The following is a 23545-nucleotide window of genomic DNA, read 5'->3' on the forward strand; positions in this document are numbered from 1 at the left end:
GCACGGTTTCCGATAGAATACCGGCCTGTGATAGTAACACGGCTTAAGCCGCTCACAAGCGGTCATCAGTAAAGATAGTCTAAGCCTTGATCTGATCCACTTACTTAAACCAAACGGAGCCCCCATGGCCAACACTCAATTGCTAACCGACATTGCAGCAACAGTCAGCTTTGCCCTTGCTGAAGATATTGGTGGTGGGGATATAACTGCGCAACTGATACCAAAAGAGCAGCAGGCCAAAGCGCGGGTCATCTGCCGTCAGGATGCGGTTATCTGTGGCATCGCCTGGGTTAACGAAGTATTCCGTCAGGTCGATGATACTGTACAGATCAACTGGCTGGTTAAGGATGGAGATAAAGTCGTCGAAGATCAGCCGCTATTCGAAATGACCGGGGCCGCTCGCTCCTTGCTGACCGCTGAGCGTGGTGCACTCAACTTTTTACAAACCCTTTCCGCTACTGCCACCATCAGTGCGTATTACGCTAGCCTGGTAGAAGGTACAGGCGTTAAGCTGCTGGATACCCGGAAGACGATTCCCGGCCTGCGAAATGCCCAGAAATATGCGGTATCCTGTGGCGGTTGCTTCAACCATCGTATAGGCCTGTATGACGCCTTCCTGATTAAAGAGAACCATATTATGGCCTGCGGTTCTGTTACCGCGGCTGTATCTACCGCTAAAATTAACGAACCGGGCAAGCCGGTGGAAGTCGAAGTAGAATCATTCGAAGAACTTCAGCAGGCACTGGATGCAGGTGCAGATATCATCATGCTGGATAACTTTGATCATGCGGGGCTGCGCTTAGCCGTTCAAAAGAACAAGGAGCACACGACGCCGGCTAAGCTGGAAGCCTCTGGCGGAATCGATCAGGACACTCTACGCAGCATTGCCGAAACCGGCGTCGATTACATCTCTATCGGTTTACTAACCAAGGACTGCAAAGCCGTCGATCTTTCAATGCGATTTATATAAGTCGCCAGAACTTCATTTAGGTTACCAGGGCGTAGTTTCTCAACAGCCAGTCGGTACGCTAAACCTTACTGTTAACAACTAATTAAAGTTGTTAGTTCTAAGTGAACTTTCAGTTGATGCTTTTTAAATAGCAGAATCAAAAAAACCGCCATAAGAGCGGTTTTTTTTATATTGAAAAACAACTTATTATTTCCAATTAGTCATCAATCGTGCGTTTCAATTCCCGTACCCAGATTGGGTAACACGCGGGTTACAAATACTCTTTAAGTTGTATTTTAACCTTCCCGACGACAATCTGCTGCGCCGATTAGTTCCCAGTCATCACTCTCCTGAATCTTCAGAATGTCGTACATCTCAACCACTGTACGATTTACACCGTGCTTCCAGAGCAGCTTACAGAGTTCCTGGGCACTATCGTTGCGCTTTTCACCGTTTGCTCGAGGCAACATACCTACGGCAATAACCTCGCCGTCAGACCACCAGACAGGTGTCGCCGGGTATGTATCTGACTGTTTAGCCATATCAGCCTCAACAGCGGCACGTTTTTCAACGGAAAGAGGTTCTTTGTAGAGGAAGTAGGTCACTGCAACGGTCATTACAAGCAACAAGAGAAACATTGTTTTTTTATTCATTGGGTACCAGATACAACTAAATAATCAGTTAACCAGTAAACCAAGTTTTTCTGATTAAAAACAGTAGCTAAAAGGATAATTTCAGGCAAAAAAAAAACGCACAGTTCAAAGCTATGCGTTTTTAAATAAAAAGTCTAAAATTAGTCGCAATAACCTACAGCAATACAGGTACCGCCACTAGCAGTCCACTCTAATGCGCCTTTAGTGCTAGGATCTGCTCCAACTAGAATATAGGTATATGCACTGCCATTAAATATAGTTTCAGAAGTTGCTGTAATAGTACCTGTTGCTGTAATTGCCACATTATTAACAAATTCACCAACATCAGCACCATTAAGTGCGGCACTGATTGTAGTGTTGTTAGTTCCATCACAACTCGCTAATGCGGTGCCTGTTTGGTAACACACGTCAATAGCAGATTTAACACCTTGCGTCGCATTCACTACTTCCGAAAACTTAGCCTTATTTGAATATGTTTGATATGCAGGCAATGCAATAGCCGCCAATATACCGATGATCGCTACCACGATCATCAATTCAATCAGGGTAAAACCTTGTTGCTTCTTAAGTGTACTTTTCATATTTATCTCTCCAGCGAGTAAAGTATTCATCATCATCCCTGCTCCGAACGACTCTTTCCCTTGCCATACGGCTCTTCATCCATGCTCCATACGAGCTTGCTATGATAGTAGCGTTTTTTTTATGACAGTCCAGTGCCCCAAAGCAAGTGTCTGTTGATTCTCAAACCGACGAATAGATGTTACTTTACAAATAGATAATAATACAAGGCAGTTCCGGTTAAGATTAACCATAATAGTTATAACCTTAATCCATTCACTATTCAGCCGATAATAAGGCGGCCGATATAAGATAGTTATTGTTACTAATTAGCAGACAGATAAGATGGATTTGGAGATCTGATGAGCGTACAACCCTTTCAGCCTTTGAGCGGCCTGGCCCGACGTTTAGTCAACGACGGCGTTTTTTCATCCGATGTCGCCATGGATGCACTTAAAACTGCCCGTAAAGATAACAAACCATTTATTGCCCATATTATCGAAAACAGGTTAGTCAGTGCTTATCGGGCAGCAGCTGCTGCTGCTGACGAATTCGGCATGCCATTGCTTGATCTTGATGTCATGGATCAAGAATCACTGCCCCAGGGCTTAGTCGACGAAAAGCTAATAACCAAGCACCATGCACTGCCCCTGATAAAACGGGAAAACCGTCTTTACGTTGCCATCTCAGACCCCACCAACATTCAGGCTTTAGATGAATTCAAGTTCCATACGGGTACGACTACCGAAGCGGTAATTGTCGAAGAAGATAAACTTACCCGACTGATTGATACTTTTTTAGACGAGCAAAACTCTGCTCTCGACGGCCTCGATGACACCGACCTTGATAACCTGGAAATTGATGAAGGTTTAGATACCCAAACCCAGGAAGATGACACCGAAGATGCCGCCAACGATGCGCCTATCGTTCGCTTTGTTAACAAGATATTGCTGGATGCGATAAAAACCGGCGCTTCAGATATTCATTTTGAGCCATACGAAAAAACTTACCGCATCCGCTGTCGGATTGACGGCATATTACAAGAGGTTGCTAAACCTCCTGCAAACCTGGCATCCCGACTCTGCGCTCGCTTAAAGGTTATGTCACAGATGGACATCTCCGAACGTCGGGTACCTCAAGATGGCCGGATCAAGATGAAGATCTCAAAAAATCGGGCGATCGATTTCCGTGTTAACACCCTGCCGACCCTCTGGGGTGAAAAAGTCGTACTGCGTATTTTAGATCCGACTAGTGCACAGATGGGTATCGAAGCGCTCGGTTATGACGAAGATCAGAAAGAACTGTTTATGCAGACCCTGCACAAGCCGCAAGGGATGATTCTGGTCACCGGCCCTACCGGTAGTGGTAAGACCGTCTCCCTTTATACAGGCCTGAATATTCTCAATACAGTTGAGCGTAATATCTCCACTGCAGAGGATCCGGTGGAGATCAATCTAGAGGGGATAAACCAGGTTCACGTAAACACTAAGGTCGGCTTGACCTTTGCCGAAGCTCTACGCTCCTTCCTACGCCAGGATCCCGATGTAGTGATGGTGGGTGAGATCCGAGACCTTGAAACTGCAGAAATTGCTATTAAGGCTGCGCAAACCGGCCATATGGTCCTATCCACCTTGCACACCAACAGTGCCCCTGAAACCCTAACCCGACTACGCAATATGGGTGTTCCTGCATTTAACATTGCCACATCAGTGTCTATGATAATTGCACAACGATTAGGCCGACGCTTATGTCAGGGTTGTAAGAAGCCTGCAAATATCCCTGAAGCTACTTTATTAGAGGAAGGCTTTACCCAGGAACAAATCAATACTGGCTTGCAGTTGTTTGAACATAACCCTGAAGGTTGTAATAAATGCAACAAAGGTTACAAAGGCCGGGTCGGTGTCTACGAGACCATGAAAATGACTCAGGAGATTGCTGAGGTCATCATGAGCAACGGCAACTCACTGGACATTTTTGCCGAAGCCAAAAAACAGGGATTCCGGCCACTGCGAGACTCAGGCCTACTAAAAGTAATACAAGGCGTTACCAGCCTTGAAGAGATGAATAGGGTTATTAAGTTGTAAGCTATTAAGCTTTTGTATTGTTAATACATCCACTTTACCCAGATATGGTTTAGACACGGAATATATATTGATGGCTAAGAAATCAGCTGATAAAGCACCTACTACCTTTAACTGGGAAGGAAAAGACAAAAGTGGTAACCCTAGCAAAGGATCAATCAATGCTGCAAGCCTGAGTGAAGCCAAAGCACAGCTGCGCAAGCAGGGCATCATGCCCAAGAAGGTTCGCAAACAGACCCATAGCATGTTCAGCAGTCACAATAAGCCGGTTAAACCGCTGGATATAGCACTTTTTACCCGCCAGATGGCCACAATGCTGAAGTCAGGCGTACCATTATTACAGGGGTTTGACATTGTTGCTAACGGCGTCGAAAAAGCTCAGATGAAAAAGATTATTTTTGATCTGAAGGCCGATGTAAACGGCGGTACCAACTTTGCAAAAGCCCTGGAGCGCCACCCTAAACACTTCGATGACTTATACCGAAATCTAGTTGATGCGGGAGAAAGTTCTGGTGCGCTTGAGACTATGCTAGAGCGAATAGCGACCTATAAAGAAAAAATTGAAACCTTAAAGAAAAAGATTAAAAAGGCCTTAACCTATCCTATCGCTGTAATTGTTATAGGATTAGTTGTATCAGCAATTCTACTTATAAAAGTAGTACCTCAATTCGAAAGTGTATTTTCTAGCTTTGGTGCGGACCTTCCCGCATTTACTCTGTTTGTAGTGGGTCTATCAAATATTGCTCAGGACTGGTGGTTTATCGCAATAATAGTCATCGCAGCAGCCGGCTTTATCTTTAGCAAGGCCCACGAAAAATCCCGAAGCTTTAGAGAATGGATAGACAGAACATCTCTAAAGCTTCCAATAATTGGGCAGATACTGCATAACTCTTCTATCGCTCGTTTTGCCAGAACCCTGGCCACCACTTTTGCTGCTGGGGTACCTTTAGTTGATGCACTGGATTCGGCTGCTGGAGCTTCAGGAAACGTGGTTTACGAAAACGCTATCATGCAAGTTAAAAACGGCGTTTCAACCGGTCAGTCACTGCAAAATGCTGTCAATATGACAGGCCTTTTCCCTCCTATGGCAACGCAGATGATTGCTATCGGCGAAGAGGCCGGCTCGCTAGATATGATGCTGGATAAGGTAGCCAGCTATTATGAGGAGGAAGTCGACAATGCTGTGGATAACCTTTCGACCCTGATCGAACCAATGATTATGGCTATTTTGGGCATACTGGTAGGTGGTCTGGTTATCGCTATGTATCTGCCAATATTCCAGCTGGGTAATGTGGTTTAAATTAACTAAGCCAAAACCACCAGAGATTATAGTTTCATAGTAGGAACAGTTACTCTAATGCTTATAGATACGATTGCCGCTAGCCCATGGCTAGCGGTCACTCTTACTTTGCTTTTCTCGCTGCTGATCGGTAGCTTCCTCAATGTGGTTATCCACCGCCTCCCCCGGATGATGGAGCGTGAATGGCAGATGATGGCGTTCGAAAGTACTAACCCCGATGCAACTGAATACCCGGAAGAGCTACAGCAAACCTACAACTTAGCTGTCCCCGTCTCCAGCTGCCCCGGCTGTGATCATAAAATTCGCTGGTATGAAAACATCCCATTGATCAGCTATTTTGTCCTGCTAAGAGGGCGCTGCAGTTCCTGTAATACACCTATCTCTATCCGATATCCTTTGATAGAGCTCTTTACCGCCCTGATCTCCGCCTTTATTGTCTATCAATACGGCTTTAACCTAATAGCTTTCTCTCTGGTTTTTCTCAGCTGGTGCCTTATCTCGCTCACCGCGATCGATATCGATCATCAATTATTGCCCGATAAAATAACCCTGCCTCTTCTATGGTTGGGCTTAATACTCAACAGCTTTGAATTTTTCACCTCGCTGCCAATGGCGCTTTGGGGAGCGGTGCTGGGCTACCTCTCTCTCTGGTCGGTGTACTGGCTGTTTAAGTTGATTACCGGCAAGGAAGGCATGGGTTATGGTGATTTTAAGCTATTAGCCGCTCTGGGCGCCTGGGCCGGCGCCGATATGTTACCTCTTATTATCCTGGCATCATCATTGATTGGTGCAATTATTGGTTCACTAATGATTGCTTTTCGCCGTCATGAGTCGCAAAATCCTATACCATTCGGTCCTTACCTGGCAGGGGCCGGCTGGATTGCGCTGCTATATGGTCATGAGCTAACTGACTGGTACCTTCAGTTATTAAATCTGTAATCTGACAACTAGTTATTGGCTTATAGTTACGGCTGTTAACTACACTAGCTACTGGCGTAACGCTTTAAAAAATTGAAATAACGGAAACCTGATATGTTTGTAGTTGGACTAACTGGTGGAATTGGTAGCGGCAAGTCCGCTGTTTCCCGGCTTTTCGAAGCCTTTGGTGTAACAGTCATCGATGCCGATCAGGTTGCCCGGGAAGTTGTAGAGCCAGGCGAACAGGCGCTAGATAATATAGCCCAACGTTTTGGCAGTGACATCCTCCTATCTAATGGTTCACTGGATCGAAGCGCGCTACGTAAGATAGTATTTGAGGAACCCCGTCAAAGAGACTGGTTAGAAGACCTTCTGCACCCACTTATCAGAACCCGTATCATGTTAAAACTCGAACAGTCCAATTCCGGATACGCTATGCTGGCATCTCCGTTACTGCTTGAGACTGATCAGCATCTACTTGTAAATCACATTCTTGTTGTTGATGTTGACGTTGAAACGCAAATTAGCCGTACGGTCAGCAGAGATAGTACTGATGAGGTACAGGTACGGGCTATTATTGCCGCCCAGATGCCCCGAGAAGAACGAGTCAGCAAAGCGGATGACCTGATCGATAATCGCGGCAATGAAGAGCAACTAAAGATTGTGGTAGAAAAGCTACATCGTGAGTTTATGAAAAAAGCACAACAGGACTGGGAGAACGATATTGGCTAACAAACCACTGGTCAACTGTCCGACCTGCGAAAAGCAGCAGGAATGGTCTACCGATAACCCTTACCGGCCTTTTTGCAGTGAACGCTGCAAACTTATAGACCTGGGCGCCTGGGCCGCAGAAGATTATCAGATAGCCGCCGAACCCAGCACCGATGACTACAGCAGCAGTTATGATGACCCGGAAAGTAAAGACCATATGGACAGGCCGTTACATTAAAGTAACAGTTCTTAAATTTTCAGGTTTTAAATCACCAGAACTTAAATCACCAGAACTTAAACCAACAGGTCTTAAACCAACAAACCATGACCAGCATTCTTGAACAGTCAATTAGCCTGGTTAGCAAATCCAGAAATACCCGCGATACCCTGACCGCCTGACTCTATACAGGTTGTCAGGTCAGCGGCTGTAACACCGCCCAATGCATACACAGGCAACGCACATTTTGCCGTGAGTCGGGCAAACTGCTCCCAGCCCATCGGTTCTGCATCCGGATGACTGGACGTTCGCTGCACCGGCGACAAAGTAATGTAATCGACACCGGACTGCTCAGCCTTTCTGATCTGCTCAGCATTGTGACAGGAAGCCCCCAGGTAACGACCTGAAAACTCTGCGCGATTAGCCAAGTCCATCAATCGTTGAGAGCTCAGATGCAGCGCATCCACATTGACTTTATTGGCAGACTCTACTGACCCATTCCAGATCAACAACTTACCTTGGTTCGCTAAGTCCTGAGATAACTCGGCATAGAGGGACAGCTGCTCAGGGTCATCAAGATGCTTAGCCCGCAACATAATAGCCTGCGCGCCAGAGCTCTGCACATCCGCGACATACTCAGCATAGACATCAGGGTTAAGCTCAAGATTAAGCTCTGGAGTAATTGCGATCTGTTGCGGTAACTGTAAGCTATTAACTATCGGTTTATTCGCAGCGGGAAACTCATACTGATCCAGCTCAGACAAGGCTACCCACTTGAGGGGCTGCCCTTCCCTGCCATATGGCTGACCACTAAAGCAATTCACCCGAAAAACATCGAGTAAGACTGATTTGTCAGAATAATGAAAAGGCACCTGAATCAAGGGATGCGTAGCAGACTGATCTATCTCAATGCCCAGCTCTTCATACAACTCTCTGGCGAGCGCTGTACGCACATTTTCACTAGCTTCAACCTTACCGCCGGGAAACTCCCATAATCCGCCCTGATGCTGACTTTCATCGCGCAGAGCCAGTAGCAACTGACCTTCATTATTGAAGATAGCAGCTGCCGCAACGTGGATAAGTTTAGTCACTATAAGACTCTCTCCACAAAACCCCAGTTATCAGGAACGATAATCCGCATTAATGGACACGTAGTCTTTACTCAGATCAGTTGTCCAGACAGTTTCAGATTGATCGCCACGATTCAATACGATGCGAATAGTAATATCTTCTTCGCTCATTACCGCCTGACCAGCTTCTTCGGTATAGCTATCAGCACGTCCACCATTGGCTACAATGCAGACCTCTCCTAAGAAAATCTGTAATGCATCAACATCAAGATTTTCAACTCCGGCATAGCCTACCGCAGCAAGAATACGCCCCCAATTAGGATCACTGGCAAACAACGCTGTTTTAACTAGTGGCGAATGTGCAACGGCGTATGCTGTTTTAAGTGCTTCCTCTGAACTGCCAGCCTGCTCTACGCTAATAGTGACAAACTTAGTTGCCCCTTCACCGTCACGAACAATAGCCTGCGCCAGTTCCAGCATGACTTTATCAAGCACAGTATTAAATTGTTCAAATAGCACCGCATCAGCTTCTGTTACTTCAACATTGCCGGCACCGGTTGCAACTAACATACAGGAGTCATTGGTTGAGGTATCACCATCGATAGTCACCCGGTTAAAAGTCAGATCAGCGGAACGGCTTAACATCTTCTGCAATAAACAGGATTCTATTTTTGCATCGGTGGCTACATATGCCAGCATAGTCGCCATATTAGGCTTAATCATGCCGGCACCTTTAGAAATACCGGTCAGGGTTACAGTCTCACCCTGATATTCAAACTGCTCAGACCAGGCTTTAGGTCGGGTATCTGTAGTAGTAATACCATTAGCAGCTGCCAGCCAGCCATCAGCTGTCAGCGCTTTAAACGCAGCAGGCACCGCAGTAATGATACGATCAGTAGGTAACTTTTCACCGATAACGCCGGTTGAGTACGGCAACACTTGCGCAAGCTCTACACCCGCCTGATCAGCTACCGCCTGACAGACATCAAGCGCATCCTGATAACCTTCTTTACCAGTTCCAGCATTGGCATTGCCGGTATTTACCACTAAATAAGAAGCCGATGCCTGCTGCATATGAGATTTACAGATCTGCACCGGTGCGGCACAAAACTGATTCAGGGTAAACACACCGGCGGTCGCCGAACCCGGCGCAATCTCCATTACCACCAGATCCTTCCTACCCGGCGTTTTAACGCCCGCAGAAGTAGTACCAATACGAAAACCTGCAACCGGATGCAGAGTTGGAAGAGTGCCCGGACCTACCGCCATTACAAGCTCCTTAACCTTTTATCTTTACAAAAAAAGAATATACAAAAAAAGAAAGCAGCTTCGCTGCTTTCTGTTACTTATTCAATACCACAATAAAGTGGGAATATTTCCGGCATGTACTGTATGCAGGCTAGAGCAGGCAAAAACCAACGAAATAGCGGAGCTTACATTTGTAAGTGAGCATATTGAGGCGGTTTTTAACGCACTATAGCCAAATACAGAAATGCTTAGCTGAGCTTACCGTGACACTGCTTATACTTCTTACCCGACCCACAAGGGCAAGGATCATTACGACCGACCTTTTTACCTTCACGAACAAACGGTTCAGCCCCTTCGGATGTATCAGCAGCCTCACCCTGAGCAGTCTGCTCAGAGCCCATTGCAGAGGTTTCTTCATGTTTAAAGTCCATCTGCTGATTCTCAGCCTGCTCACGACGCTGACGCTCCATCGCTTCAATCTCTTCAGGTTGACGCACCTGAACATTGCTCAGAATCTTAACCACATCGGTTTTGATATTTTCCAGCAACTGTTCAAACAGAATAAAGGACTCACGCTTATATTCCTGCTTCGGGTTTTTCTGTGCATAACCCCGCAGGTGAATACCCTGACGCAACATATCCATAGACTGGAGGTGCTCTTTCCAAAGGGTATCCAGTACCTGCAACATCACCTGCTTTTCAAACAGGCGCATGTTTTCAACACCGACAATCGCTTCTTTAGCATGATAGTCTTCGATAATATCTCGCAGAATACGCTCACGCAGATTATCTTCATGCAGGCTATCATCTTTATCCAGCCATTTCTGAACCGGCATCTCCAGACCAAATTCACCCTGCAGGTAAACTTCCAGCCCAGGAATATCCCACTGCTCATCTAAGCTTTGCGGGGTAATAAACTGATTAATACCATTTTCAACAACTTCAGCACGCACCGCTTCAACGGTTTCAGAAATATCATTGGTTGCCATCAACTCATTACGCTGATCATAAACCGCACGGCGCTGATCATTGGCAACATCATCATATTCCAGCAACTGCTTACGCATGTCGTAGTTACGACCTTCAACCTTGCGCTGTGCTTTTTCAATCGCGTTTGAAACCATCTTATGCTCGATAGCTTCGCCTTCTTCCATGCCCAATGCCTGCATAAACTGACGTACACGCTCGGAAGCAAAAATACGCATCAGATCATCTTCAAGCGAGAGGAAGAAACGGGATGAACCATTGTCACCCTGACGACCGGCACGGCCTCGTAACTGATTATCAATACGACGGGATTCATGTCGCTCAGTACCAATAATATGCAAACCACCCGCTTCCAGCACAGCATCATGGCGTTGCTGCCATTCAACCTTAGCCTGAGCCAGCTCTTCTTCAGTCGGATTTTCTAACTTTTCTAACTGAGCTTCCAACTTACCGCCCAGTACAATGTCTGTACCCCGGCCGGCCATGTTGGTTGCAATAGTCACAGCGCCAGCACGACCCGCTTCAGTGATAATACCCGCCTCTTTACCGTGATTTTTAGCGTTAAGCACGTTATGAGGAATTTTTCGCTTTTTCAGAAAATCAGAGATCAGTTCTGAAGATTCGACAGATGCAGTACCTACAAGTACCGGCCGTTTTTCTTCAACGCAATGTTCGATCTCTTTAAGAATGGCTTCATATTTTTCCTGAATAGTCAGGAACACCAGATCATTATAATCAATACGCGCTACATCAACGTTGGTTGGAATAACTACAACATCCAGACCATATATCTGATTAAGCTCGAAGGCTTCGGTATCGGCAGTACCGGTCATACCCGACAGTTTTTCATACAAACGGAAATAGTTCTGGAAGGTAGTCGAAGCCAGCGTCTGGCTTTCCTGATTAATATGCACACCTTCTTTTGCTTCAACCGCCTGGTGCAAACCTTCAGACCAACGACGCCCCGGCATGATACGGCCAGTATGCTCATCAACGATAACAACCTCATTGTCCTGAACAATATAATCAACATCACGCTGAAACAGGTTATGGGCACGTAAACAGGCTAACACATGGTGTAGCAGGCTTAGATTCTGAGGTGCATAAAGGCTCTCACCTTCACCGAGGATACCTTCACTCGAAAGAATCTCTTCAACCCGCTGATGACCCCGCTCAGTCAGTTCAACTGTACGGTTCTTTTCATCAACCGCAAAGTCGCCATCGATCTCTTCTTCGCTTTTTGGATCTATCTCGCCATCAAACTTTTCCAGCGCAGGAATCAGCGCATTCATCTTGCGATACATCTCTGAACTGTCTTCAGCAGCGCCTGAAATAATCAGAGGCGTTCGAGCCTCATCGATCAGGATGGAGTCCACCTCATCCACAACCGAGAAAAAGAAATCACGCTGAACCTTCTCTTCAACACTGAACGCCATATTGTCGCGCAGGTAATCGAAGCCAAATTCGTTGTTGGTACCGTAAGTAATATCAGACTGATACGCAGCTCGCTTAGTATCAGGGTCCTGCCCCGACAATGCGACACCAACAGAAAGCCCCAGGAATTCGTACAAAGGACGCATCCACTCGGCATCCCGACTAGCCAGATAGTCGTTCACCGTCACTACATGAACACCCTTACCTGCCAGAGCATTCAGGTATACCGGCAGTGTTGCTACCAGAGTTTTACCCTCACCGGTACGCATTTCAGCAACCTTGCCCTGATGCAGGGAGATACCACCGATCATCTGAACATCGAAATGACGCATCTCCATCACCCGACGGGACGCTTCACGTACAACAGCAAACGCTTCCGCCAGTATCTGATCCAGGCTCTCACCCTGCTCCAGACGAGCTTTGAACTCAGCGGTTTTAGCTTGCAAATCAGCATCGGAGAGCTGCTCAAGTTCACTTTCATAGCCATTTATCTGCTTAACGGTCTTGCCCATCTGTTTGAGGACACGTTCGTTCTTGCTACCAAAGACTTTCTTTAACATCGAAGTGAACATAATCTGATATATAACCTTAGAGCTATCTTAAGCTGATGGAATCTATCGATAAAAACCCATACCGGATTTAAGCCGATCCCTTAAATTAACGCAACATTCTACCTCTATTGGGGCAATAAATTGAATCTCAATAGGGATATTTTTTTCATGGACGAAAAACAGATATAAAACAAAAAACCGGACAAATATGTCCGGTTTCTGAATTAAGCAACAGTAACGGGCTGTAGATAAGAGATTGGTACTGACTCATCCTCTTCTTCAAAGGTCACTACTTCGAAGGCATCTTCAGTCTCAAGCAATTTACGTAGCAGTAAATTATTCAGGTAATGGCCAGATTTAAAGCCATGGAATTCACCGATCAGGCTTTTACCCAGCAGATAAAGATCACCTACCGCATCCAGAACCTTATGCTTAACAAACTCATCATCGTAACGCAGACCATCTTCATTAAGGATACGATAATCATCGACTACGATCGCGTTGTCCATGCTACCGCCCAGCGCCAGATTCTGACCACGCAGGTACTCAATATCACGCATAAAGCCAAAGGTACGCGCACGACTTACTTCTTTTACAAAAGAGGTACTAGAGAAATCCAAAGTCGCTTCCATATTACGACCAGCAAAAGCAGGATGATCAAAATCGATAGTGAAACCAACTTTAAAACCATTAAACGGTTTAAAGGTTGCCACCTTGTCTTCCAGCTCAACCTTAACCTCTTTCAGGATACGAATGAACTGTTTAGGTACTGACTGTTCAGAAATACCGGCAGATTGAATCAGAAATACAAAAGGAGCGGCACTACCATCCATGATAGGTACTTCTTCAGCGCTAAGCTCGACATAAGCATTGTCGATACCTAAACCCGCCAACGCCGATAAAAGATGCTCTACAGTAGAGACCCGAACATCGCCTTTCTGCAGGTTAGTTGATAACGTTGTATCCCCAACATTTTTAGCACAAGCATTAATTTCAACAACCGGATCCAGATCAACCCGACGGAATACAATACCTGTATCAACAGACGCTGGTTTCAGTGTCAGATAAACTTTCTGACCCGTATGCAGACCTACGCCAGTTGCTTTAATACTATTCCGTAACGTACGTTGTCCGATCATATTTCCTGCCAAGGTTGTTTTGCGCCATATTAACCCGACATTTTAACAATAATCAGCGTATATCAGCAATAACTGATTAGCGATAAATCGCTACTGAGGGCAACAGTAACCATTGGTTTATCGCTTAGCCAATCAGCTATTGCTCAGTCAGCCTGACGTCGCAGAAATGTCGGTATATCCAGATAAGTTTCAACTTCCCCATCTGTTCCGTTATTCGACTGCTGCGTACGAGAAAGTTCCGCCGTTTCCTGTTTATTTTTTTCAGCGTTTATATGATCAGCCTTACGTCGCTGAACTGCAGGTAATTCAAGCTTTTTCAGGTCAAGTTCGCCGTTAGCTTTACGAGTGTTATTAACAACCTTCACTGTACCTTGCGACTCTTCTGGCTTATCCAGCCCTGTTGCAACAACCGTTACCTTAATATCATCGACCATTTCCGGATCGATAACGGTACCTACAACAACCGTTGCGTTGTCAGATGCAAAGGCTTCAACAACCTCACCCACATCCGAGAATTCACCTAACCCCAGATCCAGGCCTGCAGTGATATTCACCAGAATACCCCGCGCCCCGGTCAGATCAACATCTTCCAATAAGGGGCTACGCACAGCGGCTTCTGCCGCTTCAACAGCACGGTTTTCACCCCGGGCAGAACCGGTACCCATCATCGACATGCCCATCTCAGACATCACAGCGCGTACATCGGCGAAGTCAACGTTGATCATACCCGGACGAATAATCAGGTCTGAAATACCCTGTACCGCACCTTTGAGCACATCGTTCGCTTCATTGAATGCATTGATCAGGCTGCAGTTCTTTCCTAACACCTGCATCAGTTTTTCATTTGGCACGATGATCAGGGAATCAACGTTTTCAGATAGTTCTTTAATCCCTTCGTCGGCGATCTTCAGGCGCTTACGGCCTTCGAACGGAAACGGCTTAGTGACTACCGCAACTGTCAGAATACCCAGTTCTTTGGCGACTTCAGCAACGATAGGTGCCGCACCAGTACCCGTACCACCACCCATGCCTGCGGTAATGAAAACCATGTCAGCACCACTGAGCATCTCAACGATCTGTTCGCGATCTTCCAGTGCTGCCTGACGACCAATATCCGGGTTAGCGCCTGCACCCAGCCCTTTGGTGATCTCGCCCCCCATCTGCAGTACATTTTTAGCACCCATATTATTGAGTGCCTGCGCATCAGTGTTAGCACAGATAAATTCGACCCCATCAACGTCCGTTGAGACCATGTGCTGTACAGCATTACCGCCACCACCACCGACGCCGATCACCTTAATAACCGCGCTTTGCGCTACATTATTTACTAACTCAAACATGTCCATTCCCTCCAGGTTCGTGCCCAACCCGCACCTGATATTGCAAGATATTCACAACGCCGTTAAATAAAACACCCCATCGTATTCAACGATTTGTTATCTAACGCCGCTATGAAACCACCCTCTGTTGCATTCTTATCTGGCTTTATGCCAATCCATTAACAATAAAGCCAAAGTCCACAGCACCGCTGCAGACTCCCCTTTAAAAATTCCCCTGAAACCATGACTTCATCCGGTTCAGTACACTGGGACGTGGCTCGGTCATCTCCTCGACCGGTACCGCTTCGCCCAGATGTTGATTATCCTGTTTTGCATACTGCAGTAAGCCGATACCCGTAGCATAGATCGGGCTGGCCAGTATATCTTCCATGCCCCGTACCCCTTTAGGTATCGCTAAACGTACCGGCATATGGAAAATCTCTTCCGCCAGTTCGACCGCGCCTTCCATCTTTGCCGTACCGCCGGTCAGAACAATGCCTGCCGCGGCTAAATCTTCAAACCCGCTACGTCGCAGCTCAGCCTGCACCAGGGTGAACAGTTCGTCATACCGGGGTTCAACCACTTCCGCCAGCGCCTGTCGGGACAAATCCCGGGCTGGACGGTCGCCAACGCTCGGCACTTTAATAGTGTCATCGGCGCTGGCCAGCTGCGCCAGAGCGCAGGCGTACTTTATCTTGATATCTTCCGCGTGCGGTGTCGGTGTGCGAAGTGCCATCGCGATATCATTAGTTACCTGATCACCCGCAATAGGGATCACCGCGGTATGGCGAATAGCCCCCCCGGTATAGATGGCGATATCGGTAGTACCACCACCCATATCCACCATGCAGACACCCAGCTCTTTCTCATCTTCGGTCAATACCGAGTAGCTGGATGCCAACTGCTCCAAAACAGAGTTATCCACTTCCAAGCCGCAACGCTGCACACATTTTTCAATATTCTGTACCGCATTCACAGCACCTGTCACCAGGTGTACCTTGGCTTCCAGGCGCACACCGGACATCCCCAACGGCTCACGAATACCTTCCTGATTATCGATCACATATTCCTGTGGCAGGATATGCAGGATTTTCTGATCCGCGGGAATCGCCACCGCACGGGCTGCATCAATCACCCGTTCCAGGTCATGTTCCATCACTTCACCGTCGCGTACGGCAACGATACCGTGGGAATTCATACTATTAATATGACTACCGGCAATACCAACAGAGACCGAGTGAATCTTGCAGCCCGCCATCAGTTCGGCTTCTTCCACCGCCCGCTGAATCGAATGCACGGTGGATTCAATATTAACCACCACGCCACGCTTCAGCCCCCGGGATTCATGGGAGCCAATGCCAAGGATATCTATAGTGCCGTCCAGGCTCACTTCGCCTACCAGGCAAACTACCTTAGAGGTGCCTATATCCAGCGCTACAATCATGTTTCTTACAGGCTTCATCGCCATACTCACTACTATTAACCTTTCTGTTGCGCTTCTGAGGTTTCAGTTTTACGCCATTTAACGGCGATACCGTTGTTATATCTAATATCTATCTGCTCTATACGGCCCGCATCTGCATCTTGTTGCAGCCGCTGTTGATACACTTTTAAAAAACGTTCTAACCGCGCCACTACCTGCTCGCGACCAACAATGACCCTGATGCCATTATCCAGCAACAGAGTCCAGGCGCCCCGGGCCTCCAGCTCAAGCTCAATCAGCTGAAGATCCACATTACGCAGCATCTGATTCAGATCGTAATACTCTGACATCATCAGCGCAGTTTCACTGGAGGGCCCCTTTAACAAAGGTAACTGTTGATACTCCTTTGCCTGATCCGGCCAAAAAATATCACCCTCATGATTAAGTAAACCATCCTTTCCCCAGCGGGCAACCGGGACCTCTTCACGAATATCCAGATAAAGGCTGGCCGGCCATTGCCGTGCTACACCCACCTGATACACCCATGGATCAGCCTGAATCCCTTGTTTAACCATCTTTAAGTCAGCAGATAGCAAACCGCCATTCATCAACACAACCGAACTATTAGCTAATGACTGACGATCCAGATGCCGTGTTTCACCATTAATAACGACACTGGATACTGGCTTATCCAACCAGCTGTAAACCTTACCCCAGGCGCCATTAGCCAATGCGATGTAGACGGTAAGCGCCGTTAGGATAGTGGCGGGCTTCAGCCACCAGTCACCGTCTATACTTTTCCAGTTCAAAATTCGGCTAAAGTTCCAGCGCGCCTCTTTATCTGCACCTGCCTGCTCATCTTTTCGCTCCAGAGCCGTCGCACCTCTACGAGGCGGGTCTATCTGGGGCGGATTATGAATACGCAGCTGCTTCAACATAGTTAAAGGCTTCCCCGCAGCACAGTAACCACTAACTCTTCAAAGCTGATGCCTGCTTCGCGAGCGGCCATAGGCACCAAACTGTGATCTGTCATACCCGGTAAAGTGTTAACCTCCAACAACTGAAAGCCTCGCTGCTGATCTAACATCACATCAACCCGGCCCCAGCCGTTACACCCGACCATCTCAAACGCCTGCTCCGACAAACGCTGTAATTCGGTTTCCTGCTCTGCACTCAGACCATGATCGAATTTATACTGGGTATCATCAGCCTGATACTTGGCATCAAAATCATAAAACTCGTGGGGGGTTTCCAGACGAATGACCGGTAACGCTTTGCCATTTAGTACCGCCACCGTAAATTCAGGCCCATTCACCCAACTTTCTACCAATACCGCCCGGTCAAATTGACGCGCCTCTGTAATAGCCTGACTCAGCTGTTCCAGACTATCGACCTTGCTCATTCCGATACTGGAGCCTTCATGGGCCGGTTTCACAATCAGAGGAAAGCCCAGCTTATTTGCCAACGCTGCCATATCGGTACCTTCACCAGGCACAGCATACTGCGGAGTAGGTAATCCAGCAGCAGCCCAGATCTGTTTGCACTTAACTTTATCCATACCCAGGGCCGACGCCATTACGCCACTTCCGGTGTAAGGCTTACCCATTATTTCAAGTACCCCTTGCATAGTGCCGTCTTCACCACCACGGCCATGCAGAATAAGAAAGGCCCGGTCAAATTCAGCTTGCTGCAACTGCTGCAATGGGTCTGCACCCTCAGCACAGAGATCAAGTCCGAAAGCATCCACATTAGCTTGTTGCAAGCCACGCAGAACTTCCGCTCCGCTCTTCAGTGAAACACTACGTTCAGCCGAAGAGCCGCCATAAAGTACGACCACCCGGCCAAACTGACTACGTTCCTGATCAGTAATCCGAAAACCAGTCATTAGCTACCCTCCTGACCGTCACTCAGATCCAACTGAGACAGTTCATGGGCCAAAGCGGTGATATTACCAGCCCCCTGAGTTAGCAAAAGATCACCTGGTTGTAACAGGTTGCGTAGCACGGCGGGAACTTCATCAAGGGTTTCGACAAACACCGGATCAACGCTGCCACGCTGGCGGATACTACGACACAGGCTACGACTATCAGCGCCGGCAATAGGCGCCTCGCCTGCCGCATAAACTTCCATTAGCAATAGCACATCAGCATCTGACAGTACCTGAACAAAATCTTCATAAAGATCACGGGTACGGGTATAGCGATGCGGTTGATTAACCATCACCAGACGCTTACCCGGCCAGCCCTCTTTAACAGCTTTAATGGTGGCTTGTACCTCACGAGGATGATGACCATAGTCATCCACCAGCATGGCGCTGCCGCCTTTAACTGGAATTTCACCCAATACCTGAAAGCGCCGTCCCACACCCTGAAACTTGGCTAATGCACTACAAATGGCGTTATCTTCGATGCCTTCATCGGTCGCCACAGCAATGGTTGCCAGCGCATTCAGAACGTTGTGCTTACCCGGCATATTCAGCGTGACAGAAAGATCCGCCCGGCCATCAGGACGTTTAACGGTAAAGCTGGTTTCCATGCCGTTCTGACTAATATCAACAGCACGATAATCTGCATTCTCAGTAATTCCGTAGGTCACTATCGGACGACCGATCGCAGGAATAATTTCCTGCACTACAGGATCATCATTACATAACACCGCCAGTCCGTAGAAAGGCAGGTTATGAAGAAATTCAATAAATGTCTGCTTAAGCTTGCCGAAGTCACCGCCATAGGTATCCATATGATCGGCATCGATATTTGTCACAATAGTGACCATCGGCTGCAGATGCAGGAACGACGCATCACTTTCATCTGCCTCGGCGACTAAATAACGGCTACCGCCTAACTTGGCATTAGTACCAGCGCTATTTAACCGGCCACCTATCACAAAGGTAGGATCCAGCTTTGCTTCAGCCATCACCGATGCGAGCAAACTCGTTGTCGTGGTTTTACCATGGGTACCTGCAACTGCGATACCGTGACGATAACGCATAAGCTCAGCCAGCATCTCTGCACGACGAACAATAGGTATCCGACGTTCACGGGCAGCACTAACTTCAGGATTATCTTCCTGAACCGCTGTAGAGGTAACCACCACGTTAGCAGCCGTTATGTTTTCCTGAGCATGACCGATAAAAATCTCGGCACCCATGCCTCTTAAACGCTCGGTAACCGCTGAGTCGCGAATATCTGATCCTGAAATCTGATAACCCTGATTAAGCAGCACTTCAGCGATGCCACACATACCTACACCGCCAATACCCACAAAATGAATCCGGCGGATACGGCGCATCTCAGGTACTTCATAAATTTCAGCTGTATTCTCAGTCATTTTTTCATTACCTCCAGACAGATATCAGCAACCGTCTGACTTGCTTCAGGCTGAGCCAGATGACGCGATTTTTCCGCCATACCCAGCAAGGTTTCCCGAGTGTTCAGTTGCTCTGTCAAAATATTAGTCAGGCGATTCTGGCTCAGCTCTGTCTGCTGTACCAGAAGCGCCGCACCGGCTTCCGATAAAAATCGGGCATTTCCGGTTTGGTGATCATCCACGGCGTAAGGAAAGGGTACGAGTACCGAAGCAACTCCCGCGATACTCAGTTCACTTACGGTAAGCGCTCCGGCACGACAAAGAACCAGATCAGCCCAGCCATAGGCTTCATCCATTCGCTCAATAAAGGGCACAACGCGAATCGTATCCCGTTCACTCAAGCCCAGCGCTGCATACAGTTGCTGTGCTTCAGTTAAATTTCTTTTACCGACCTGATGCCAAACCTCTAGCTCAATACCCTCCGGCAACTGAGCAATCACCTGGGGCACCAGATCATTAATCGCTTTTGCACCCAGACTACCGCCAACAACCAATAGACGAATAGCCCCCTGACGTTGCTCAAAACGTTGTTTAGGTTCCGGCAGTTTTAATATATTGCCCCGCACAGGATTACCGACCACCTGAGTACTTACTTTGCCCTGAAAAGCCCCGCCAAACGCTTCCAGTACTCTGGTTGCCATTTTCGACAGTATTTTATTAGTCATCCCCGCATACGCATTCTGCTCATGAACAACGACCGGTACACCAGTTAACCAGGCCGCCAGACCGCCAGGCCCGGACGCAAACCCACCCATCCCAAGCACCGCATCAGGTTTAACCTTTCGCAATACCTGCCAGGCCTGATACAGGGCAAACAATAGCTTGAAAGGCGCCAATAGAAGACTCAGTCTTCCTTTACCGCGCAACCCTTTTACATCAATACAATGCAGCTTAATATCCGCTGCAGGAACCACTTCAGCTTCGATACCCGCAGCCGTACCGAGCCATTCAACGGCTGTACCCTGCTGTCGTAAGCAATCTGCAGTCGCCAGCGCCGGAAACACGTGCCCACCGGTTCCGCCAGCCATAATCAGAACTTTCCTGGCACTACTCATCTGCAGTTCCTGTTTTATTCTGCTTGGAACGTTTGGGCTCAACCGGCATCTCGTTCTGCATTCGCTTCAGTTCGTAATCAACCCGCATTACTATCGCTAGCATCGCGCAGCTAACCACCAGACTACTGCCCCCATAGCTCAACAACGGCAAGGTCAGGCCTTTAGTGGGTAAAGCTCCCACGTTAACTCCAATATTAATCAGCGCCTGGCCCGCTAACATGATGGCAAAACCATAGGTCATATAGGCCATAAAGAACTGCTTAAGTTTTTCAGCCTTACGTCCGATCTTAAACATTCGGATAGCCAGCAAACCATAGAGACAAACCACCAGCAACGCTGCAATCAACCCCATCTCCTCGGCCAATACCGAAAATACAAAATCGGTATGCGCTTCTGGCAGATAAAAAAGTTTCTGCACGCTATTACCCAGCCCGGTACCCAGCCAGTCACCACGCCCGAATGCTATCTGCGCCTGAGCCAGCTGGTAGCCCGAACCAAAAGGATCGGCCCAGGGATCAAGAAACGTTTTTAACCGTACCACTCGATACGGTTGCAACATTGCCAGCGATGGAATGACGACCGCACAGCCAGCTACAATCAGTGCAAACTGGCTGAATTTCATACCACCCAGAAAGATCATTCCCATGATGCTGCCCATCAGCACCACCGCCGCGCCGAAGTCAGGCTCGAGAATCAGTAAAAACACAAAAAAGGCTAACGGCAGTGCCGGTTTCGCTATCCCCTTCCAGCTACTACGCACTTCAGATAAGCGCCGTACCAGATAACCTGCCAGATAAACAACCATGGCAAACTTTGCAACTTCTGATGCCTGAAGGTTAACCGGCCCCAAAGGGATCCAGCGTACCGAGCCATTAATTTCCCGGCCCACCAGCAACACCAATATCAACAGCAAAAAACCCAATAGCAACAACCAGGGCCCTGATCGCTGCCAAAAGCTCACCGGTATCCGGAACATCACTACCGCCGTTATCAAGCCGATAACAATAAAGATACCGTGGCGGATCATATAAAAAAATGGATTACTATTTCGCACAGCCGCGACTTCGATAGACGCTGAACTGATCATAATAAAGCCGATCAGAATCAGGCATAGCGCAGCAGTTAAAAACCAGGGATCAAACGGCAGGATCTGCTTGACTGCTGAGTCGGTACCGGGATCGACTGTTTCAGCGCTAGTAGCCAGCATCATAGAGCCTCCACCGCTTCGATGAAGGCATCACCCCGTGCAGGAAAGCCACTAAACATATCGAAACTGGCACAGGCAGGAGACAGCAGTACGATATCACCAGACTGAGCCATATCCGCAGCCAACTTAACAGCTTCGCTCATAGAGTCAGCATAATGACCCTTAAAGCAATTAACTGCGTCATCAATAACAGGGCCATCTTCACCAATAAGAATCAACGCTCGACCGGCTGTTTGAAGGGGCTTATTCAGGTCTGAAAATTCAGCACCTTTACCCACGCCACCCGCGATCAATAATATTTTACTATTATCTGCCAGTGTTGCAGCCAGACCATCAATGGCAGCGACGGTCGCCCCTACATTGGTACCTTTACTGTCATTAAAAAAGGTAACACCTTGTTTTTCAGCAATCCACTGACAGCGATGCTTAAGACCGGTAAAGGTTTTTAACGTTTGCAGCATTGCCGCCATCGGGATATTAACGGCATCGCCGAGTGCAAGTGCGGCTAGTGCGTTAGCAATATTATGCTGGCCCTGTGTTTTGAGCTCGTCAATCCGGAGTAACGGGTCTAAACCCTTGACCAGATACTGTTCAGCATTTTTTTCTAATAAGCCAAACTGATTCAAGTCCGGGCGACTCAGTCCAAAACTGGATACCTTGACCTGCTTATTAACCAATGGCGACGTCAGACTATCATCCCGATTGATCACTATCTGAGCGCTACCACGAAATATCCGGTGTTTCGCCTGATAATAAAGCTGCATATTATTGTCGTAACGATCAAGATGATCCGGGCTTACATTCAGTACGGTCGCGACACTGGCCCGCAGGTCATTGACCGTTTCTAACTGAAAACTGGATAACTCCAGTACATACAGATCCTGCTCACCCGCAGCCAGCATATCCAGTACCGGTGTGCCTAAATTGCCGCCAATACCGGTATCAATCCCCGCATTCAACGCCATCTGCCCTACCAGGGTTGTCACCGTGCTTTTCGCATTAGAGCCGGTTATCGCCACAATAGGTGCGCTGACAGCCTGACAGAACAGATCGATATCACCACTCAATTTCACGCCGGCGGCAACAGCCTGCTGAATGGCAGGCTGATCTTTTGCTACCCCTGGGCTCAGTAGTATTTCACTGGCCCGACTCAGAAGCCCTACATCCAGCTCACCACAATGAAGCTCCGCTGCAGGAAACTCAGTTTTAATTTGCTCAAGATTAGGCGGCACATCACGGGTATCGACCAGCACAAAAGGCAGCCCCTGACGCGCCAGATAGCGGGCACAGGATAACCCGGTCTGTCCAAGACCGATAATAACCCTCAACTGATCTGTCGCTATCAGACTCACAGCA

At 47.8% G+C, this 23545-nt stretch carries 20 protein-coding genes; 6 read left to right on the forward strand and 14 right to left on the reverse strand.

Annotation, left to right across the window (positions count from 1 at the left end):
• Positions 1–124: 124 nt before the first annotated feature.
• Complete coding sequence (gene nadC / locus EHS89_RS07860) at positions 125–970, forward strand: carboxylating nicotinate-nucleotide diphosphorylase (RefSeq protein WP_124925584.1); 846 nt, start codon at positions 125–127, stop codon at positions 968–970.
• Positions 971–1245: 275 nt separating this feature from the next.
• Here the strand turns inward: nadC and EHS89_RS07865 are convergent, their stop codons facing one another.
• Both EHS89_RS07865 and EHS89_RS21465 read right to left on the reverse strand, forming a co-directional pair.
• On the reverse strand, positions 1246–1602 hold the full coding sequence (locus tag EHS89_RS07865) for a hypothetical protein (RefSeq protein WP_124925585.1): 357 nt from the start codon (positions 1600–1602) through the stop codon (positions 1246–1248).
• Positions 1603–1742: 140 nt separating this feature from the next.
• Positions 1743–2219, reverse strand: coding sequence for a pilin (locus EHS89_RS21465; protein WP_276330361.1), 477 nt, complete (start codon positions 2217–2219; stop codon positions 1743–1745).
• Positions 2220–2522: 303 nt separating this feature from the next.
• Here EHS89_RS21465 and pilB point away from each other — a divergent pair, with 303 nt between their 5' ends.
• The 5 genes from pilB to yacG all read left to right on the forward strand — a co-directional run bounded on the left by pilB (position 2523) and on the right by yacG (position 7408).
• Positions 2523–4244: a type IV-A pilus assembly ATPase PilB gene (gene pilB / locus EHS89_RS07875; protein WP_124925586.1), complete on the forward strand. Its 1722-nt coding sequence runs from the start codon at positions 2523–2525 to the stop codon at positions 4242–4244.
• 70 nt (positions 4245–4314) lie between these two features.
• On the forward strand, positions 4315–5541 hold the full coding sequence (locus EHS89_RS07880) for a type II secretion system F family protein (protein WP_124925587.1): 1227 nt from the start codon (positions 4315–4317) through the stop codon (positions 5539–5541).
• Between the two features lie 57 nt (positions 5542–5598).
• The gene (locus EHS89_RS07885; RefSeq protein WP_124925588.1) at positions 5599–6480 is read left to right on the forward strand and encodes a prepilin peptidase; all 882 of its coding nucleotides are present in this window, start codon (positions 5599–5601) and stop codon (positions 6478–6480) included.
• A 93-nt stretch (positions 6481–6573) separates the two neighbouring features.
• Positions 6574–7191 carry a dephospho-CoA kinase gene (coaE, locus tag EHS89_RS07890; RefSeq protein WP_124925589.1) on the forward strand — a complete coding sequence of 206 codons (618 nt, stop codon included), beginning with the start codon at positions 6574–6576 and terminating at the stop codon, positions 7189–7191.
• Entirely contained in the window at positions 7184–7408 is a 225-nt protein-coding gene (gene yacG, locus EHS89_RS07895; RefSeq protein WP_229753719.1) for a DNA gyrase inhibitor YacG, read from the forward strand. Before coaE ends, yacG begins: the two co-directional genes overlap by 8 nt.
• Before the next feature lie 107 nt (positions 7409–7515).
• On the opposite strand, the gene EHS89_RS07900 is transcribed toward yacG, so the two are convergent.
• From EHS89_RS07900 to murD, 12 genes are all read right to left on the reverse strand, one after another.
• Complete coding sequence (locus EHS89_RS07900; RefSeq protein ID WP_124925590.1) at positions 7516–8478, reverse strand: Nudix family hydrolase; 963 nt, start codon at positions 8476–8478, stop codon at positions 7516–7518.
• 30 nt (positions 8479–8508) lie between these two features.
• Entirely contained in the window at positions 8509–9726 is a 1218-nt protein-coding gene (argJ, locus tag EHS89_RS07905) for a bifunctional glutamate N-acetyltransferase/amino-acid acetyltransferase ArgJ (protein WP_124925591.1), read from the reverse strand.
• A 227-nt stretch (positions 9727–9953) separates the two neighbouring features.
• A complete protein-coding gene (gene secA / locus EHS89_RS07910) occupies positions 9954–12698 on the reverse strand; it encodes a preprotein translocase subunit SecA (RefSeq protein ID WP_124925592.1) in 2745 nt (914 codons plus the stop codon).
• Positions 12699–12901: 203 nt separating this feature from the next.
• Complete coding sequence (gene lpxC, locus EHS89_RS07915) at positions 12902–13816, reverse strand: UDP-3-O-acyl-N-acetylglucosamine deacetylase (RefSeq protein ID WP_124925593.1); 915 nt, start codon at positions 13814–13816, stop codon at positions 12902–12904.
• 143 nt (positions 13817–13959) lie between these two features.
• Entirely contained in the window at positions 13960–15156 is a 1197-nt protein-coding gene (gene ftsZ / locus EHS89_RS07920; protein ID WP_124925594.1) for a cell division protein FtsZ, read from the reverse strand.
• A 202-nt stretch (positions 15157–15358) separates the two neighbouring features.
• Positions 15359–16603 carry a cell division protein FtsA gene (gene ftsA, locus EHS89_RS07925; RefSeq protein WP_124925713.1) on the reverse strand — a complete coding sequence of 415 codons (1245 nt, stop codon included), beginning with the start codon at positions 16601–16603 and terminating at the stop codon, positions 15359–15361.
• A gap of 11 nt (positions 16604–16614) precedes the next feature.
• Positions 16615–17496: a cell division protein FtsQ/DivIB gene (locus EHS89_RS07930; protein WP_124925595.1), complete on the reverse strand. Its 882-nt coding sequence runs from the start codon at positions 17494–17496 to the stop codon at positions 16615–16617.
• A gap of 2 nt (positions 17497–17498) precedes the next feature.
• A complete protein-coding gene (locus tag EHS89_RS07935) occupies positions 17499–18443 on the reverse strand; it encodes a D-alanine--D-alanine ligase (protein WP_124925596.1) in 945 nt (314 codons plus the stop codon).
• Complete coding sequence (gene murC / locus EHS89_RS07940; protein ID WP_124925597.1) at positions 18443–19888, reverse strand: UDP-N-acetylmuramate--L-alanine ligase; 1446 nt, start codon at positions 19886–19888, stop codon at positions 18443–18445. Before murC ends, EHS89_RS07935 begins: the two co-directional genes overlap by 1 nt.
• The gene (murG, locus tag EHS89_RS07945; protein ID WP_124925598.1) at positions 19885–20982 is read right to left on the reverse strand and encodes an undecaprenyldiphospho-muramoylpentapeptide beta-N-acetylglucosaminyltransferase; all 1098 of its coding nucleotides are present in this window, start codon (positions 20980–20982) and stop codon (positions 19885–19887) included. Before murG ends, murC begins: the two co-directional genes overlap by 4 nt.
• The gene (gene ftsW, locus EHS89_RS07950) at positions 20975–22189 is read right to left on the reverse strand and encodes a putative lipid II flippase FtsW (protein WP_124925714.1); all 1215 of its coding nucleotides are present in this window, start codon (positions 22187–22189) and stop codon (positions 20975–20977) included. The genes murG and ftsW overlap by 8 nt, the downstream gene beginning before the upstream one ends.
• Positions 22189–23541 carry a UDP-N-acetylmuramoyl-L-alanine--D-glutamate ligase gene (gene murD, locus EHS89_RS07955; protein WP_124925599.1) on the reverse strand — a complete coding sequence of 451 codons (1353 nt, stop codon included), beginning with the start codon at positions 23539–23541 and terminating at the stop codon, positions 22189–22191. Before murD ends, ftsW begins: the two co-directional genes overlap by 1 nt.
• Between the last annotated feature and the right edge of the window lie 4 nt (positions 23542–23545).

Source organism: Amphritea balenae (genome assembly GCF_003858655.1).
Taxonomy (GTDB): Bacteria; Pseudomonadota; Gammaproteobacteria; order Pseudomonadales; family Balneatricaceae; genus Amphritea; species Amphritea balenae.

What these genes read in the sequence shown, in the direction of transcription:
- murG (WP_124925598.1), bottom strand. Translation starts at nt 20,982, where the DNA reads ATGAGTAGTGCCAGGAAAGTTCTGATTATGGCTGGCGGAACCGGTGGG.
- murC (WP_124925597.1), bottom strand. Translation starts at nt 19,888, where the DNA reads ATGACTGAGAATACAGCTGAAATTTATGAAGTACCTGAGATGCGCCGT.
- coaE (WP_124925589.1), top strand. Translation starts at nt 6,574, where the DNA reads ATGTTTGTAGTTGGACTAACTGGTGGAATTGGTAGCGGCAAGTCCGCT.
- ftsW (WP_124925714.1), bottom strand. Translation starts at nt 22,189, where the DNA reads ATGCTGGCTACTAGCGCTGAAACAGTCGATCCCGGTACCGACTCAGCA.
- EHS89_RS07865 (WP_124925585.1), bottom strand. Translation starts at nt 1,602, where the DNA reads ATGAATAAAAAAACAATGTTTCTCTTGTTGCTTGTAATGACCGTTGCA.
- argJ (WP_124925591.1), bottom strand. Translation starts at nt 9,726, where the DNA reads ATGGCGGTAGGTCCGGGCACTCTTCCAACTCTGCATCCGGTTGCAGGT.
- EHS89_RS07885 (WP_124925588.1), top strand. Translation starts at nt 5,599, where the DNA reads ATGCTTATAGATACGATTGCCGCTAGCCCATGGCTAGCGGTCACTCTT.
- EHS89_RS07880 (WP_124925587.1), top strand. Translation starts at nt 4,315, where the DNA reads ATGGCTAAGAAATCAGCTGATAAAGCACCTACTACCTTTAACTGGGAA.
- ftsZ (WP_124925594.1), bottom strand. Translation starts at nt 15,156, where the DNA reads ATGTTTGAGTTAGTAAATAATGTAGCGCAAAGCGCGGTTATTAAGGTG.
- nadC (WP_124925584.1), top strand. Translation starts at nt 125, where the DNA reads ATGGCCAACACTCAATTGCTAACCGACATTGCAGCAACAGTCAGCTTT.
- secA (WP_124925592.1), bottom strand. Translation starts at nt 12,698, where the DNA reads ATGTTCACTTCGATGTTAAAGAAAGTCTTTGGTAGCAAGAACGAACGT.
- ftsA (WP_124925713.1), bottom strand. Translation starts at nt 16,603, where the DNA reads ATGGCGATGAAGCCTGTAAGAAACATGATTGTAGCGCTGGATATAGGC.
- EHS89_RS21465 (WP_276330361.1), bottom strand. Translation starts at nt 2,219, where the DNA reads ATGATGATGAATACTTTACTCGCTGGAGAGATAAATATGAAAAGTACA.
- lpxC (WP_124925593.1), bottom strand. Translation starts at nt 13,816, where the DNA reads ATGATCGGACAACGTACGTTACGGAATAGTATTAAAGCAACTGGCGTA.
- pilB (WP_124925586.1), top strand. Translation starts at nt 2,523, where the DNA reads ATGAGCGTACAACCCTTTCAGCCTTTGAGCGGCCTGGCCCGACGTTTA.
- EHS89_RS07930 (WP_124925595.1), bottom strand. Translation starts at nt 17,496, where the DNA reads ATGTTGAAGCAGCTGCGTATTCATAATCCGCCCCAGATAGACCCGCCT.
- EHS89_RS07935 (WP_124925596.1), bottom strand. Translation starts at nt 18,443, where the DNA reads ATGACTGGTTTTCGGATTACTGATCAGGAACGTAGTCAGTTTGGCCGG.